This window comes from Pseudomonas fluorescens (genome assembly GCF_001648775.1).
Lineage (GTDB): Bacteria > Pseudomonadota > Gammaproteobacteria > Pseudomonadales > Pseudomonadaceae > Aquipseudomonas > Aquipseudomonas fluorescens_M.
The window spans coordinates 148,107-163,426 of record NZ_LVEJ01000001.1 but is presented as its reverse complement, the minus strand read 5'-3'; the positions used below and the strand labels follow the sequence as shown (position 1 = coordinate 163,426).

Annotated in this window: 13 protein-coding genes; 7 read left to right on the top strand and 6 right to left on the bottom strand. The window is 61.1% G+C overall.

Annotated features, from left to right (window positions below; all coding sequences use genetic code 11):
* Positions 1 to 42 precede the first annotated feature (42 nt).
* From A8O26_RS00770 to gcvP, 5 genes are all read left to right on the top strand, one after another.
* Positions 43 to 1,047 carry an extracellular solute-binding protein gene (locus A8O26_RS00770; RefSeq protein ID WP_064116349.1) on the top strand — a complete coding sequence of 335 codons (1,005 nt, stop codon included), beginning with the start codon at positions 43 to 45 and terminating at the stop codon, positions 1,045 to 1,047.
* Between the two features lie 245 nt (positions 1,048 to 1,292).
* A complete protein-coding gene (locus A8O26_RS00765; protein ID WP_064116348.1) occupies positions 1,293 to 2,909 on the top strand; it encodes an ABC transporter permease in 1,617 nt (538 codons plus the stop codon).
* 156 nt (positions 2,910 to 3,065) lie between these two features.
* A complete protein-coding gene (gcvT, locus tag A8O26_RS00760; protein WP_064116347.1) occupies positions 3,066 to 4,148 on the top strand; it encodes a glycine cleavage system aminomethyltransferase GcvT in 1,083 nt (360 codons plus the stop codon).
* Between the two features lie 48 nt (positions 4,149 to 4,196).
* Positions 4,197 to 4,580 carry a glycine cleavage system protein GcvH gene (gcvH, locus tag A8O26_RS00755; protein WP_064116346.1) on the top strand — a complete coding sequence of 128 codons (384 nt, stop codon included), beginning with the start codon at positions 4,197 to 4,199 and terminating at the stop codon, positions 4,578 to 4,580.
* 254 nt (positions 4,581 to 4,834) lie between these two features.
* Positions 4,835 to 7,708, top strand: coding sequence for an aminomethyl-transferring glycine dehydrogenase (gene gcvP, locus A8O26_RS00750; protein ID WP_064116345.1), 2,874 nt, complete (start codon positions 4,835 to 4,837; stop codon positions 7,706 to 7,708).
* Positions 7,709 to 7,895: 187 nt separating this feature from the next.
* Here the strand turns inward: gcvP and A8O26_RS00745 are convergent, their stop codons facing one another.
* The 5 genes from A8O26_RS00745 to A8O26_RS00725 form a co-directional block, all read right to left on the bottom strand.
* Positions 7,896 to 8,216, bottom strand: coding sequence for a DUF2388 domain-containing protein (locus tag A8O26_RS00745; protein ID WP_171057234.1), 321 nt, complete (start codon positions 8,214 to 8,216; stop codon positions 7,896 to 7,898).
* 66 nt (positions 8,217 to 8,282) lie between these two features.
* On the bottom strand, positions 8,283 to 8,726 hold the full coding sequence (locus tag A8O26_RS00740) for an NfeD family protein (RefSeq protein ID WP_064116344.1): 444 nt from the start codon (positions 8,724 to 8,726) through the stop codon (positions 8,283 to 8,285).
* A gap of 3 nt (positions 8,727 to 8,729) precedes the next feature.
* Positions 8,730 to 9,650: an SPFH domain-containing protein gene (locus A8O26_RS00735; RefSeq protein ID WP_064116343.1), complete on the bottom strand. Its 921-nt coding sequence runs from the start codon at positions 9,648 to 9,650 to the stop codon at positions 8,730 to 8,732.
* Between the two features lie 81 nt (positions 9,651 to 9,731).
* Positions 9,732 to 11,516, bottom strand: a complete 1,785-nt coding sequence (locus A8O26_RS00730; protein WP_064116342.1) for a GspE/PulE family protein — start codon at positions 11,514 to 11,516, stop codon at positions 9,732 to 9,734.
* Positions 11,517 to 11,608: 92 nt separating this feature from the next.
* Entirely contained in the window at positions 11,609 to 11,947 is a 339-nt protein-coding gene (locus A8O26_RS00725; protein WP_064116341.1) for a hypothetical protein, read from the bottom strand.
* Positions 11,948 to 12,073: 126 nt separating this feature from the next.
* Here A8O26_RS00725 and A8O26_RS00720 point away from each other — a divergent pair, with 126 nt between their 5' ends.
* Positions 12,074 to 12,538, top strand: a complete 465-nt coding sequence (locus A8O26_RS00720; protein ID WP_016983809.1) for an Lrp/AsnC family transcriptional regulator — start codon at positions 12,074 to 12,076, stop codon at positions 12,536 to 12,538.
* 89 nt (positions 12,539 to 12,627) lie between these two features.
* Here A8O26_RS00720 and A8O26_RS00715 read toward each other — a convergent pair whose 3' ends face one another.
* Positions 12,628 to 13,998, bottom strand: a complete 1,371-nt coding sequence (locus tag A8O26_RS00715; RefSeq protein ID WP_064116340.1) for a CYTH domain-containing protein — start codon at positions 13,996 to 13,998, stop codon at positions 12,628 to 12,630.
* 156 nt (positions 13,999 to 14,154) lie between these two features.
* Between A8O26_RS00715 and argE the strand changes: the two genes are divergently transcribed.
* A complete protein-coding gene (gene argE / locus A8O26_RS00710) occupies positions 14,155 to 15,312 on the top strand; it encodes an acetylornithine deacetylase (protein ID WP_064116339.1) in 1,158 nt (385 codons plus the stop codon).
* Positions 15,313 to 15,320: the final 8 nt, after the last annotated feature.

Below are 15,320 nucleotides of genomic sequence, written 5' to 3'. Positions count from 1 at the left end.
CTTATCATTTGGCCCACATTTTCCGACCGAGAGACCACTCCCATGTTGGCACCCAAGCGTCTTCTGACCGCACTGGCCCTGACCCTGATCGGTAGCACCACGGCCCAGGCCGCTGATGAGGTGGTGGTTTACTCGTCGCGCATCGATGAACTGATCAAGCCGGTGTTCGATGCCTACACCGCCAAGACCGGGGTGAAGATCAAGTTCATCACCGACAAGGAAGCGCCGCTGATGCAACGCATCAAGGCCGAAGGTGAGAACGCCACCGCCGACCTGCTGCTCACCGTTGACGCCGGCAACCTCTGGCAGGCCGAGCAGATGGGCATCCTCCAGCCGTTCACCTCGAAGACCATCGACGCCAACATCCCTCTGCAATATCGCTCGTCCACCCACGCCTGGACTGGTTTGAGCCTGCGCGCGCGGACCATCGCCTACTCCACCGAACGGGTGAGGCCGGGCGAACTGACCACCTACGAAGCACTGGCCGACAAGAACTGGGAAGGGCGCCTGTGCCTGCGCACGGCGAAGAAGGTCTACAACCAGTCGCTGACCGCGACCATGATCGAAGTCCACGGCGCGGCGAAGACCGAGGAAATCCTCAAGGGCTGGGTCAACAACCTGTCCACCGATGTGTTCTCCGATGACGTCGCGGTGCTCGAAGCGATCAATGCCGGGCAGTGCGACGTCGGCATCGTCAACACTTACTACTACGGTCGCCTGCACAAGCAGAAGCCGGAGCTGCCGGTGAAACTGTTCTGGCCGAATCAGGCGGATCGTGGCGTTCACGTAAACCTGTCGGGTATCGGTTTGACCAAGCATGCGCCACACCCGGAGGCGGCCAAGGCATTGGTTGAATGGATGACCACGCCTGAGGCGCAGAAGATTTTTGCTGACGTGAACCAGGAATTCCCGGCCAACCCGGCGGTGGCACCTTCCGAAGAAGTGGCGGCGTGGGGCAAGTTCATTGCTGATACCTTGCCGGTGGAAGTGGCGGGCAAGCGTCAGGCTGAAGCGATTCGGATGATGGATCGGGCGGGTTGGAATTGAGGCTTTTCCGATAACTCTGCTCACTTTAGATCGCTGCCCTCACCCCAGCCCTCTCTCGGAGGGAGAGGGAGCCGACTTGTAGTGTGTTCGAAACCTGAGTTCGACTCGATGTTTCAGGTCGATGTAGCTTGCATAAGCACCTCGGTCAGTCCCCTCTCCCTCTGGGAGAGGGCTAGGGTGAGGGCAGCAGTCCTGACCTGAAACACCAAGTCCAAGAACACTCACATCCCTCCAGAGTCCAAAAAGTGGCCCACCCCGCCCAACGCCGCTGGTACCCCATCGTCTTCGCCGTCGCCGCGCTGGTGCTGTTACCCCTGAGCGTTCTGCTGCTGTCCTGGCAGACCATCGACCAACAAATCTGGTCGCACCTGTGGCAAACCCAGATGCCGCGCCTGCTCGGCAACACCCTGACGCTGGTCGTCGGCGTCGGTGTCGGTGTGACGCTGCTCGGCGTCAGCCTCGCCTGGCTCACCAGCCTTTGCGAATTCCCCGGACGGCGCTGGCTCGATTGGGCGCTGATGTTGCCGTTCGCCATCCCCGCGTACGTGCTGGCCTTCGTTTTCGTCGGCCTGCTCGACTTCGCCGGCCCGGTGCAGACACTGCTCAGGGAATGGTTCGGTAGCGGCCTGCGGCTGCCACGGGTGCGCTCCACCGGCGGGGTGATCATCGTGCTGGTGCTGGTCTTCTACCCGTACGTTTATCTTCTGGCGCGCACCGCGTTCCTCGCGCAGGGCAAGGGTTTGATGGAAGCGGCGCGCGTGCTCGGCCAATCACCGTGGCAAGCCTTCTGGCGGGTGGCGTTGCCGATGGCGCGTCCGGCCATCGGCGCCGGCGTGGCGCTGGCGCTGATGGAAACCCTCGCCGATTTCGGCGCCGTGTCGGTGTTCAACTTCGACACCTTCACCACCGCGATCTACAAAACCTGGTACGGCTTCTTCAGCCTGCCGAGTGCGGCGCAACTGGCCAGCCTGTTGCTGCTGGTGGTGATGCTGGTGCTCTACGGCGAGCGTCGTGCGCGCGGCGCCAACCGGGCGAGCAACGAGCGTCCACGGGTCAAAGCGCTGTACCACCTGCGCGGATTCAAGGCCTTCGCGGCGATGAGCTGGTGCGCACTGGTGTTCGCCTGTGCGTTCGTCATTCCGGTGCTGCAACTGATCGTCTGGTTCTGGCAACGCGGCCGTTTCGATCTGGATGAACGCTACGCCGGGCTGATCCTGCATACGCTGTATCTGGGCGGCATGGCGGCGCTGATCACCGTCAGCGTTGCCTTGCTGCTGGCGTTTGCCCGGCGCTTGGCACCGACTCGAGCGATCAACGCCGGCGTAGGTCTGGCCAATCTCGGTTACGCCTTGCCGGGGTCGGTGCTGGCGGTGTCGATCATGCTGGCGTTCAGTTATCTGGATCGCGAGCTGGTGATTCCGCTGTCCGGCTGGCTCGGCGGTGCGGGTAAACCGTTACTGCTCGGCAGTCTGGCGGCGTTGCTGATGGCTTATCTGGTGCGTTTTATCGCGGTGGCGTACGGTCCGCTGGAAAGCAGTCTGGCGCGTATACGGCCCTCTTTGCCTGAAGCGGCACGTAGCCTGGGTGTCAGTGGGCCGCGACTGTTTTTCAAAGTGTATCTGCCACTGTTGCTGCCCGGCACGTTGAGCGCGGCGTTGCTGGTGTTCGTCGATGTGCTCAAGGAAATGCCCGCGACCCTGCTGATGCGCCCGTTTGGCTGGGACACGCTGGCGGTGCGGATCTTTGAAATGACCAGTGAAGGTGAATGGGCGCGGGCATCTTTGCCGGCGCTGACGCTGGTGCTGGTCGGCTTATTGCCGGTTATCGGACTGATCCGCCGCTCGGCGCACCGAAACACTTAGTCGTCAGTCCTGAATCATGCGGCTACAATGCGCGGCATTCGGTGCGGTTCGTCTGACAGACCCGTTCGCTGGAATCGGCTGAGAGCCTTCTATTTCAAGGCTTTCACCCCGTACAGCGGCTGTCCGCACCTTCGCCACGCCCGGAAGGAGAAACCCATGGGACAGCGTACGCCTCTGTATGACCTGCATCTCGCCCTCGGCGCGAAGATGGTCGATTTTGGCGGTTGGGACATGCCACTGCATTACGGCTCGCAGGTCGAGGAGCACCACGAAGTGCGCCGCGATTGCGGGGTGTTCGATGTTTCCCACATGACCGTGATCGACGTCACCGGTGCCCAGGCCAAGGCCTGGCTGCAGCATTTGCTGGCCAATGATGTCGACCGTCTGCACCGCCCCGGCCGGGCGTTGTACAGCACCATGCTCAACGAGCGCGGCGGCATCGTCGACGACATGATCGTCTACCGCCTCGACGACGCTTATCGACTGGTGTTCAACGCCTCCACACGCGATCAGGATCTGGCCTGGATGAACGCGCAGCGCGGCAATTACGACGTGCAGCTGCACGAACGCTGCGAACTGGCGATGCTCGCCATTCAAGGCCCGCAGGCCCGGCACAAGATTGCCGAACTGGTGACCCAGGCCCGTGCCACGCTGATTCAGCACCTCAAACCGTTTGAAGGCTACGCCGACGGCGACTGGTTCATCGCTCGCACCGGTTATACCGGCGAGGATGGTCTGGAAATCTGTCTGCCGGCCAATCAGGCGCCGGGGTTCTTCAACGACTTGGTCGGCGCCGGTATTTCCCCGATTGGCCTCGGTGCCCGCGACACCCTGCGGGTGGAAGCCGGGATGAACCTCTACGGTCAGGACATTCATCAAGACGTTTCGCCACTGGCCTCGAACATGGCCTGGAGCATCGCCTGGGAACCGGCCACTCGCCAGTTCATCGGCCGTGCTGCGCTGGAAGCGGAAAAAGCCGCCGGCGTCGCGCACAAACTGGTCGGCCTGGTGCTGGAAGAGCGCGGTGTTTTGCGCGCCCATCAGGTGGTTCGCATCGCCGATGTTGGCGAAGGGGAGATCACCAGTGGTAGTTTCTCTCCTACGCTAAGCAAATCGATTGCCCTGGCGCGTGTTCCGATGGCCACGGCCGACCGCGCCGAAGTGGAAATCCGTGGCAAGTGGTACCCGGTGCGAGTGGTCAAACCGACCTTCGTGCGCCATGGCAAAACTTTGATCTAACCTTTTCCGGCGGGCATGACCGCTGACAATTTCTTGAGGACACCGAAGATGAGCGATATCCCTGCCGACCTGCGTTTTGCCGAAAGTCATGAATGGGCCCGTCTGGAAGCCGACGGCACCGTCACCGTGGGCATCAGCGATCACGCGCAGGAAGCGCTGGGTGATGTGGTGTTCGTCGAACTGACCGAAGTAGGCAAGGTTTTCGCTGCTGAAGATCAGGCAGGCGTGGTCGAGTCGGTGAAGGCCGCGTCCGACATCTATTCGCCGATCAGCGGTGAAGTCATCGCGATCAACGAAGAGCTGGGCGCCTCGCCGGAGCTGCTGAACTCCGACCCGTACGGCGCGTGGATCTTCAAGCTCCAGCCGAGCGACAAAGCTGAGCTGGACAAGCTGCTCGACGCTGCCGCTTACAAGGCTGCCATTGGCGAGTAAGTCGCTTGCAAGACCCCAAAGCCCCGATCCGTCGGGGCTTTTTTATGCACGATGAAAAATCCAATGTGGGAGCGAGCTTGCTCGCGAAGGCGGTTTTACATTCAACATCTTCCGCGACTGACACACCGCTTTCGCGAGCAAGCTCGCTCCCACAGGGTCAGTGTTGATCTTGAAAATCTAGCCGTGGCATGGGCTGCTATGCTGGTTTGACCGTATTGCATTGACGCCGAGCGCCAGCCAAGAGAGAGCCCGTCATGTCCCAGTTGCCGTCCCTGAGCCAGTTACGCGACCCCGATGCCTTCCTGCGCCGTCATCTCGGCCCCGATGCCGCCGAGCAACAGGCGATGCTCGACAGTCTCGGCCTCGGCAGCCGCGTTGAACTGATCGAGCAGACCGTGCCGCCGGGCATTCGCTTCAATCGCGCGCTTGATCTGCCGCCAGCGCTGGATGAACAAGCGGCGCTGGCCAAGCTGCGTGGTTATGCCGAGCAGAATCAACTCTGGACCAGCCTGATCGGCATGGGCTACCACAGCACCCTGACGCCGACCGTCATCCTGCGCAACGTCCTGGAAAATCCCGGCTGGTACACCGCGTACACGCCGTATCAACCGGAGATCGCCCAAGGCCGGCTCGAAGCGCTGTTGAATTTCCAGCAGTTGACCATCGACCTCACCGGCCTCGAACTGGCCAACGCTTCGCTGCTCGATGAAGCCACGGCGGCTGCCGAAGCCATGGCGCTGGCCAAGCGTGTCGCGAAGTCGAAGAGCAATCTGTTTTTCGTCGATGAGAACTGTCATCCGCAAACCATTTCGGTGGTGCAGACCCGCGCCGAAGGCTTCGGCTTCGAGCTGATCATCGACACTGTGGATAACTTGAAACAGCATCAGGTGTTCGGTGCGTTGCTGCAGTATCCCGACACCCACGGCGAGATTCACGATCTGCGGCCATTGATCGATCACCTGCATGCGCAACAGGCGCTGGCTTGCGTCGCCACGGATCTGTTGAGTCTGCTGTTGCTGACGCCACCGGGTGAGTTGGGCGCCGATGTGGTGTTCGGTTCGTCGCAGCGCTTTGGTGTGCCGATGGGCTATGGCGGCCCGCATGCGGCGTTTTTTGCCAGCCGCGAAGAATACAAACGGGCGATCCCGGGGCGGATCATCGGGGTGTCGAAGGACGCGCGGGGCAACGTGGCGCTGCGCATGGCCCTGCAAACCCGCGAGCAACATATCCGCCGCGAGAAGGCCAACTCAAACATCTGCACGGCGCAGGTGCTGTTGGCCAACATCGCCAGTTTCTATGCGGTGTATCACGGCCCGGAAGGCTTGAAACGCATTGCTCAGCGTGTGCATCGGCTGACCTGCATTCTGGCGGCCGGGCTTGAGCGCAAAGGCATCAGTCGGGTCAATGCGCAGTTCTTCGACACGTTGACGCTGGAGGTCGGCGGTGCGCAAAGTGCAATCCTCGAAAGTGCTCGGGCCGCACAGATCAACCTGCGAATTCTCGGGCGTGGTCGGCTCGGGCTGAGTCTCGATGAAACATCCGATGAACGCACGGTGAGCCAGCTGTTCAATGTGTTGCTGGGTGCCGATCATGGGCTGAACGTCGATGAACTTGACGCCGAAGCCCTGAGCTCGGGCATCCCCGACAACCTCCAGCGCAAAACCCCGTACCTGCGCCACCCGGTATTCAACGCCCACCACAGCGAAACCGAGATGCTGCGCTATCTCAAGCAATTGGAGAACAAGGATCTGGCGCTCAACCAGTCGATGATCCCGCTGGGCTCCTGCACGATGAAACTCAATGCCACCAGCGAAATGATCCCGATCACCTGGCCGCAATTTGCCAACCTGCATCCGTTCGTGCCACGTGAGCAGGCCGTCGGTTACACATTGATGATCGAAGAGCTGGAACGCTGGTTGTGCGCGATCACCGGGTTCGATGCGATCTGCATGCAGCCCAATTCGGGTGCGCAGGGCGAGTACGCCGGGTTGCTGGCGATCCGTAAATATCACGAGAGCCGGCAGCAGGGCGCGCGGGACATTTGCCTGATTCCATCCTCGGCTCACGGCACCAACCCGGCGTCGGCGCAGATGGCCGGGATGCGTGTGGTCATCGTCGAGTGCGACGAGGCGGGCAACGTCGATCTGGAGGATTTGAAAGCGAAAGCCGTCGAGGCCGGGGATAAGTTGTCGTGCCTGATGGCGACCTATCCGTCGACGCATGGTGTGTATGAGGAGGGCATCAGCGAGATCTGCGAAGTGATCCACAAACACGGCGGTCAGGTGTACATGGACGGCGCCAACCTCAATGCGCAGGTCGGCCTGGCGCGGCCGGCGGACATTGGCGCCGACGTGTCGCACATGAACTTGCACAAGACGTTCTGCATTCCCCATGGCGGCGGCGGGCCGGGCATGGGCCCGATCGGCATTCGCGCGCACCTGGCGCCGTTCGTCGCCAATCACCCGGTGGTGCCGATTGACGGACCGCTGGCGCAGAACGGTGCGGTCAGCGCCGCGCCGTGGGGCAGTGCGAGCATCTTGCCGATCAGTTGGATGTACATCGCCATGATGGGGCCGCAACTCGCGGATGCCAGCGAGGTGGCAATTCTGGCGGCGAATTACCTGGCGCAACATTTATCCGGGGCGTTCCCGGTGCTCTACACCGGGCGCAACGGGCGTGTGGCCCACGAGTGCATTCTCGATCTGCGGCCATTGAAAGCGCAGACCGGCATCAGTGAGGAAGATGTCGCCAAGCGTCTGATGGATTACGGCTTCCATGCACCGACGATGTCGTTCCCGGTGCCGGGCACCTTGATGGTCGAGCCGACCGAAAGTGAATCCAAGGCTGAGCTGGATCGTTTTATCGGCGCGATGCTGAGCATTCGTGCGGAAATCACTGAGGTGCAGAACGGCAACTGGCCGGCGGAGGACAATCCACTGAAACGAGCGCCGCATACCTTGGCGGATGTCACCGGGGTTTGGGAGCGGCCTTACAGCATCGAGCAAGGCATTACCCCGGATGCACACACCAAGGCGCACAAGTATTGGCCGGCGGTGAACCGGGTCGACAATGTCTACGGCGATCGCAACCTGTTCTGCGCGTGCGTCCCGGTGAACGATTACCGCTGACATTCAGACTGTATGCAGTCCTTGTGGGAGCGAGCTTGCTCGCGAAGACGGAGTGTCAGTCGCTGCATATTGTGAATGTGACATTGTCTTCGCGAGCAAGCTCGCTCCCACAGGGTGGTGTGGTGAATCTGAAATCCGGGCAAAAAAAATGCCGCTCATATGAGCGGCATTTCTGTTGGCGAACGGCTTACTCGGATGCCACGGCATTCTTTGCCAGAATCGCATTCGCCAATTCCATATCGGTTGCCTGCAGGCCCGGATTGTCAGCGCGGACTTTCTGCATTGCCGCTTCCAGATACGGGCCGCGAATGCCGCCGTCACTGGCAACGAAACTGCCGGCATCGTCTTGCGCGGCGATGATCAGCTTGTGATCCTTGAACGTCAGGTAGGTCGAACCGGTGGTCGCACCGGACGAGATGACATTACGCCAGAAGCTGTCCGCCATGGCCGAACCAACGGGAAGGGACAGCAAGGCCAGTGTGGCGACAGCAAGTTTGAGACGCATGATGAGGTGACTCCTGGGGGTTAACTACGGCGTTGGATCGTCATTTCCACGATCCAGTTCCGTATCCGGCTATTCGGCGCGTTCCACCAACAGCACCGCACCATGCTGCCCGGTCACGCGTACGCGTTTGCCGAGCGCGGTGTCCGGCCCGCGAGCGATCCACACGCCATCGGCCACCTTGATCTTGCCGCGACCATCGACAATCGCTTCACTGACCACGAACACTTTGCCGATCAGTTCCTGACCGCGCAGGTTGAGCAGCGGTTGATCGCTGCGGCGCACGGCTGTGCGTTGGCGTCGCCACCAATACAGCGCGGTGAAAATCGAAAACACAGCAAACAGGAGCAGCTGAACTTCCCACGGCAGGGTCGGCAATACGAACGTGGTGACACCGACCGCGGCCGCCGCCATGCCGATCCACAGCAGGTAGCCGCCCGCCCCGAACACTTCGAGGATCAGCAACACGGTGCCCAGCCCCAGCCAGCTCCAGAAGGTGAACAGTTCGGTGGGCATGACTCAGGCCTTCTTGCCGTCGAAGGTCGCCTTGACGATTTCGCCGATCCCGCCCACGGCACCGATCATCGAACTGGCTTCCAGCGGCATGAGGATCACCTTGCTGTTGTTGGCCGATGCCAGCTTGCCCAGCGCGTCGATGTATTTCTGTGCAACGAAATAGTTGACCGCCTGAACGTTGCCGCCAGCAATGGCTTCGGACACCACTTTGGTCGCCTGAGCTTCGGCTTCGGCCTGACGCTCACGGGCTTCAGACTCGAGGAATGCGGCCTGACGGCTACCTTCGGCCTCGAGAATCTGCGCCTGCTTCTTGCCCTCGGCGGTGAGGATCGCCGAGGCGCGCAGGCCTTCGGCTTCGAGGATTTGCGCGCGTTTGATCCGCTCGGCTTTCATCTGGCCGGACATCGCCGCCATCAGATCGGCCGGCGGGCTGATGTCTTTGATTTCGATCCGGGTGATCTTGATGCCCCACGGTGCGGTGGCTTCGTCGACGGTGCGCAGCAGGCGTTCGTTGATGTTGTCACGCTGGCTGAGCATCGCGTCGAGCTCCATCGAGCCGAGCACGGTGCGGATGTTGGTTTGCAGCAGATTGCGGATGGCGTGCTCAAGGTTGTTCACCTCGTAGGCGGCCTGGGCGGTATTCACCACCTGGAAAAAGCACACCGCATCGATCTGCACCGTGGCGTTGTCGGCGGTGATGACTTCCTGCGGCGGGATATCCAGCACGCTTTCCATCACGTTGATCTTGCGCCCGATCCGGTCCATCACCGGAATGATGATGTTCAGCCCCGGTTTGAGGGTATTGGTGTAGCGACCAAAGCGCTCGACCGTCCACTCGAAGCCCTGCGGCACGACCTTGAAGCCCATGAACAGGATGGCGATGGCCAGGGCCACGAACAGTAAAAGTACACTTCCGGTCTGCATAACGATTCCTTGTTGGGATAGATCAGTGGCGCAAGTGTAACGGCGTGGGCCGGGGTTAAGAACAGATTGATGGCTATCTGCTCATTTCTGCTCGCTTTGCGGCGTCACCCGCAGCACCTCTTCGACCGTCGTCAACCCGGCCGCGACCTTCTGCGCACCGGACAAACGCAGGCTGCGCATGCCTTCCTTGAAGGCCTGGCGGCGGATCGCCGTGAGGTCGGTGTCCGGGGTGATGAACGCCTTGAGGCTGTCGCTCAATTGCATGATCTCGTAGACCCCGGCGCGTCCGTGGTAACCGGTGTCGCGACATTCGACGCAACCGATCGCGCGCTGAGCGTTACTCGGCAGCGGTGCCTGCCATGGGCGAGTCAGGGTTTGCCAGTCTTCCTCCGCCAGTGTCAGTGGTGCCTTGCAATGCGGGCACAAGGTACGCACCAGACGCTGCGCCATGACCCCGAGAACGGTGGCTTTGATCAGGTAATGCGGCACGCCGAGTTCGAGCAGGCGGCTGATCGCGCTGGGCGCGTCGTTGGTGTGCAGGGTTGATAGCACCAAGTGCCCGGTCAGCGCTGCCTGAATGGCCATTTCGGCGGTTTCGAGGTCGCGGATCTCGCCGATCATGATGATGTCCGGGTCTTGCCGCATCAGTGCGCGCACGCCGGCGGCGAAGCTCAGGTCGATGTTGTGCTGCACCTGCATCTGGTTGAACGCCGGCTCGACCATTTCGATCGGGTCTTCGATGGTGCAAAGATTCACTTCCGGCGTCGCCAGTTTTTTCAGCGTGGTGTACAGGGTGGTGGTCTTGCCTGAACCGGTCGGTCCGGTGACCAGAATGATGCCGTTGGGCTGGCTGGTCATGTCCTGCCAGCGCCTCAGATCGTCGGCGCTGAAACCCAGTTGATCGAAATCCTTGAGCAACACTTCCGGGTCGAAGATCCGCATGACCATTTTTTCGCCGAACGCGGTGGGTAGCGTTGAAAGCCGCAGCTCCACTTCGCCGCCGTCCGGGGTCTTGGTCTTGACCCGGCCGTCCTGGGGTTTGCGCTTTTCGGCGACGTTCATCCGCCCGAGGCTTTTCAGGCGACTGACAATCGCCATGGTCACCTGCGGCGGGAATTGATAGACGTTATGCAGTACGCCGTCGATGCGAAAACGCACCGTGCCTTGTTCGCGCCGTGGTTCGATGTGGATATCGCTGGCGCGCTGCTGGAAGGCGTACTGAAACAGCCAGTCGACGATGTTGACGATGTGCGCGTCGTTGGCGTCCGGCTCCTGATCGCTGGCGCCGAGGTTGAGCAGTTGTTCGAAGTTGCCGAGGTTGCCACTCTGGGTGTCTGCATGGTTGGCGCCGCTGACCGATTTGGCCAGGCGGAAAAATTCGACGCTGAAACGCTGGATATCCGCCGGGTTGGCCACCACGCGTTTGATCGGCAGTTTCAATACGTGCGTCAGATCGGCTTCCCAACCGGTGACGTAAGGCTGGGCGCTGGCCACGGTGACCGCATCACGATCGACCGCCACGGCGAGAATCTTGTGCCGCTGCGCGAAGGCATAGGACATCAACGGGGTGATCGCGGCGACATTGATCTTCAGCGGGTCGATGCGCAAATACGGCTGGCCGGCCTGTTGCGCCAGCCACAGGGTCAGGCTTTCCAGGTCGAGGTGTTTGCCCGGACGGCTTAAGTCGTCGAGCTGCTGGCTGGCGATGAATTCCAGCGGGTGCATCTGGCCGTGGGCGGCATGGCGACGGCGGGCATTGAGTGCCTGCTCCGCCGCGTCCTGACAGATAAAACCTTGGGCGACCAGTTCACGCAACACATCGTTGAGATCCAGCCAGCGGTCCTGAGTGGCGAATTGAACGGACATGCGGGCTTCCTTTTAAGCGACAGTGCGCCAAAGGATAGTCGTGGCCCTGCCGACCGTTGGGCCACTACCCGACGAAGCCGTTGCCGGATTTTTCAGCCTGCCGCTTGTGCCGGCGCATTCCAGGCGCTGTCGGCGTTTTGCAGGTTGACCGAACAGACGCTGATCAGGTTACGAAGTTTTTCCGCGATCACTTGTGCGCGATGCCAGCTCAAACCGCCCATGACCAGGTTGATCGACAGCAGATCGTCCATGCGCTGCACGTTGACCTGCTCGGGTGTGAGGAATTGCAGCGCGAACAGGTTGAGCACGCGCACCAGCAAGTCCGGCTCGGCCTCGGCGAGGATTTGATAGTGCGCCAGGCAATGGGCGTTGCTGACGTTCCAGACGTCGGCGCGGGTGGGCGTGGTGGTGACGGCTTCGAGGTGCGGCATGGCGAGTCTCCAAAATCTCTGGAGGAATTTTTACATTCGGTGCCGGGTATTTCTTGGCTATGATCGGCGTTAATGACGGCTGATCGAAAAGATCAATTCGCATAATCCGGTTATTGAGGTTTTTCTATGCACAGTGAGTTGGACAGCTACGACCGCAAGATTCTTGCTCTGCTGCAAGAGGACGCCTCACTGTCGAGCGCGCAGATCGCCGAACAGGTCGGCCTGTCGCAATCGCCGTGCTGGCGGCGGATTCAGCGGATGAAAGAGGAGGGGATCATTCGTGGCCAGGTGACCTTGCTCGATCGCAAGAAGATTGGTCTTAACACGCAGATCTTTGCCGAGATCAAACTCAACGCGCACGGGCGTTCGAACTTCACTGAGTTCACCGAAGCGATTCGTGGGTTTCCGGAGGTACTGGAGTGCTATGTGCTGATGGGGGCGGTGGATTTTTTGCTGCGCATTGTCGCGGCGGACATCGAGGCGTATGAGCGGTTCTTCTTCGAGAAGCTGTCGCTGGTGCCGGGGATTCAGGAAGTGAATTCGATTGTGGCGTTGTCGGAGATCAAATCCACCACCAGCCTCCCGGTTTGAGGTAAGGCGGCTGGCCTCTTCGCGAGCAGGCTCGCTCCCACATTGGAATGCAATCCCCTGTGGGAGCGAGCCTGCTCGCGAAAGCGGTTTTACATGCGCAGCAGCATTTTCCACGCGCGATTCTGGTAAACCGCAATCGCCTGATGCTTGCGCGCGTCGAGCAGTTCGTCAGTGATCGTTGGCTCGTTGGCCAGTTGCGCCAACTTGTTCAGTTCACCGTACAGGCGATCCATTTCCGGGATGCCCAACACGTTACGGGCGTGGTGCAGCCAGACCTGAATGCGCTCGATACGCGGCAGTTGCTCAGCCAGATCTTCCGGCTGCTGCTGGTAGCGCTGCAATTGCAGAGCGGTGGCTTCTTCACCCAGCAAACGCGGCAACCAACTGTGCAGTTGCGCGCCGCCCTGACGATTGCCACGCACATTGCGCTCGGCGGTCCAGGTGCGGGCCAGCAACCAACGCGAAGTGTTCAGCGAGAACGAGCCCCAGCGCGGGTCTTCGAGTTCTTCGAGGAACTGCTCTGGCGCGGCTTTACGCACGTCTTCGTCTTCGATACCGGCCTGCACCAGTGGGCGCCAGTCTTCCAGCAGTGCATCCAGGGCGACGCGCAAGTCGTGGGTCGACTGACGCGGCGCGGCCTGGCCGAGGCTGCTGAGCAGGGCGCGCATTTCCGCGAGGCTTTCGACCCAGTCGAGCAGCAGGCGCCAGTGGCCGTTGAAACGATATTGCTCAGCCAGACGCTGGCTGCTGCCGAGCAAGTGCCAGCTCAGTGCGGCGAAGGCGTCGTCGAGTTGGGTTTCCGGGGTCAGCTCCGGCGCCGGCAGGCTCAGCGAGTAGCTGTTGGCGTCATACAGACGATAGCCGCGCTCAGCTTTGCTGATGTCGCACGGCATCAGCGCCAGAGTTTCGGCCAGCTCGGCCGCCAGTTCCAGCAGCGCGGCAGGCTCGCCTTCGCGCAATTCCAGTTCCAGCTCGCAGATTTCTTCTTTCTGTTTGCCGACCACCACGTGACCGAGATCCAGCGCGGCTTCGATGACCACTTTGCTCTTGCCACGGCCCCAGGCGATTTCGGCGCGCTCGCGGACGAAATCGGTGGTGAAGATCGGCTTGAGGGTTTTCTTGTCCAGCTCGGCCAGCGACTCGGGCCAGCATTCGCCGTCGAGTTTCTTCACGTCGAGCTTGGCTTTCGGCAACTTCCAGTCGTATTCGTTACGCTCGGACAGGCCGGCGACGCTCTGGCCACGGGTCTTGAGGGTCTGAATCACTTCGTCACCGTCCTTGCGCAGGCGCAGGGCAACCTTGGCCTGAGCCAGGTCGCGCTCGGGGGTGTCGAAGTACTGGTTCATCAACTCACGGCGTTCCCAGCCACTTTTGTTGCGTTTTTTCAGTAGCGGGTGCTCGCGCAGGGCAGCGAGGGTTTCGCGGCTGACGCGGAGTTTGATTTCGGTTTCTTTCTGCATGGCCGGAAAATCCAGGATCGGGAGCGCAGCCGGGGGAATGTGTGGCTGCCAAGGCCGTGCAGTGTACAGGACTCAAACTTCCTACGCCCTGCGGCGGTTTATTCCGAGCGCCGGATGGTTCTATGATGGACTTCAATTCGGGAGTTGGAGTCAGCGATGCCTTTGCCGTCCATGCAAGACCAGTTCGCGGCGCTGATCGCCGCGCCGTCGGTCAGCTGTACCCAACCGAACCTTGATCAGTCCAACCGCGCGGTGATCGATTTGCTCGCCGGCTGGCTGGGTGATCTGGGTTTCAGCTGCGATATCCAGCAAGTCAGCCCCGGCAAATTCAACCTGCTCGCCAGTTTCGGCAGCGGCCCCGGCGGGCTGGTGCTGGCCGGGCACAGCGACACGGTGCCGTACGACGATGCGTTGTGGCAGACCGACCCGCTGAAACTCACCGAAGTCGATGGCCGCTGGGTCGGCCTCGGCAGTTGTGACATGAAGGGCTTTTTCGCCCTGATCATCGAAGCCGTGCTGCCGCTGCTCGATCAGCCGTTCAAACAGCCGTTGCTGATTCTCGCCACCTGCGATGAAGAAAGCTCGATGTCCGGCGCCCGCGCGCTGGCCGAGGCCGGGCGGTCGCTGGGCCGCGCGGCGGTGATCGGCGAGCCGACCGGGCTCAAGCCGATCCGCATGCACAAAGGCATCATGATGGAGCGCATCGACATCCTCGGGCAGAGCGGCCATTCGTCGGATCCGCGCCTGGGCCACAGCGCCCTCGAAGCGATGCACGACGCGATTGGCGAACTGCGCGGCCTGCGCCTGTTGTGGCAGCGTGAATTCAACAACCCGCAGTTCAGCGTGCCGCAGCCGACGATGAACTTTGGCTGCATTCATGGTGGCGATAATCCCAACCGTATCTGCGGCCAGTGTTCGCTGGAATTTGATTTGCGACCGCTGCCCGGCATGGACCCGAAAGTCCTGCGCGCGGAGATTTTGCGCAAGCTCAACCCGGTCGCCGAACGGCATCAAGTGAAGATCGATTACAAACCGTTGTTCCCGGAAGTGCCGCCGTTCGAGCAGGATGCAGACGCCGAACTGGTGCGCATCGCCGAAAAGCTCACTGGTCACAGTGCCGAAGCAGTAGCGTTCGGCACTGAAGCGCCTTATCTTCAGCGCCTCGGCTGCGAAACCATCGTCCTCGGCCCCGGCGACATTGCCTGCGCGCATCAGCCCGGCGAGTACCTTGAAATGTCACGTTTGCAGCCTACCGTGCATCTATTACGGCAACTGATTGAACATTACTGCCTGACCCCGGACAAAGTTCTATGAATTGAACA

Coding starts and splice junctions, on each gene's coding strand:
- A8O26_RS00770 (WP_064116349.1), top strand. CDS start 43: ATGTTGGCACCCAAGCGTCTTCTGACCGCACTGGCCCTGACCCTGATC.
- gcvT (WP_064116347.1), top strand. CDS start 3,066: ATGGGACAGCGTACGCCTCTGTATGACCTGCATCTCGCCCTCGGCGCG.
- gcvH (WP_064116346.1), top strand. CDS start 4,197: ATGAGCGATATCCCTGCCGACCTGCGTTTTGCCGAAAGTCATGAATGG.
- gcvP (WP_064116345.1), top strand. CDS start 4,835: ATGTCCCAGTTGCCGTCCCTGAGCCAGTTACGCGACCCCGATGCCTTC.
- A8O26_RS00740 (WP_064116344.1), bottom strand. CDS start 8,726: ATGCCCACCGAACTGTTCACCTTCTGGAGCTGGCTGGGGCTGGGCACC.
- A8O26_RS00735 (WP_064116343.1), bottom strand. CDS start 9,650: ATGCAGACCGGAAGTGTACTTTTACTGTTCGTGGCCCTGGCCATCGCC.
- A8O26_RS00730 (WP_064116342.1), bottom strand. CDS start 11,516: ATGTCCGTTCAATTCGCCACTCAGGACCGCTGGCTGGATCTCAACGAT.
- A8O26_RS00725 (WP_064116341.1), bottom strand. CDS start 11,947: ATGCCGCACCTCGAAGCCGTCACCACCACGCCCACCCGCGCCGACGTC.
- A8O26_RS00720 (WP_016983809.1), top strand. CDS start 12,074: ATGCACAGTGAGTTGGACAGCTACGACCGCAAGATTCTTGCTCTGCTG.
- A8O26_RS00715 (WP_064116340.1), bottom strand. CDS start 13,998: ATGCAGAAAGAAACCGAAATCAAACTCCGCGTCAGCCGCGAAACCCTC.
- argE (WP_064116339.1), top strand. CDS start 14,155: ATGCCTTTGCCGTCCATGCAAGACCAGTTCGCGGCGCTGATCGCCGCG.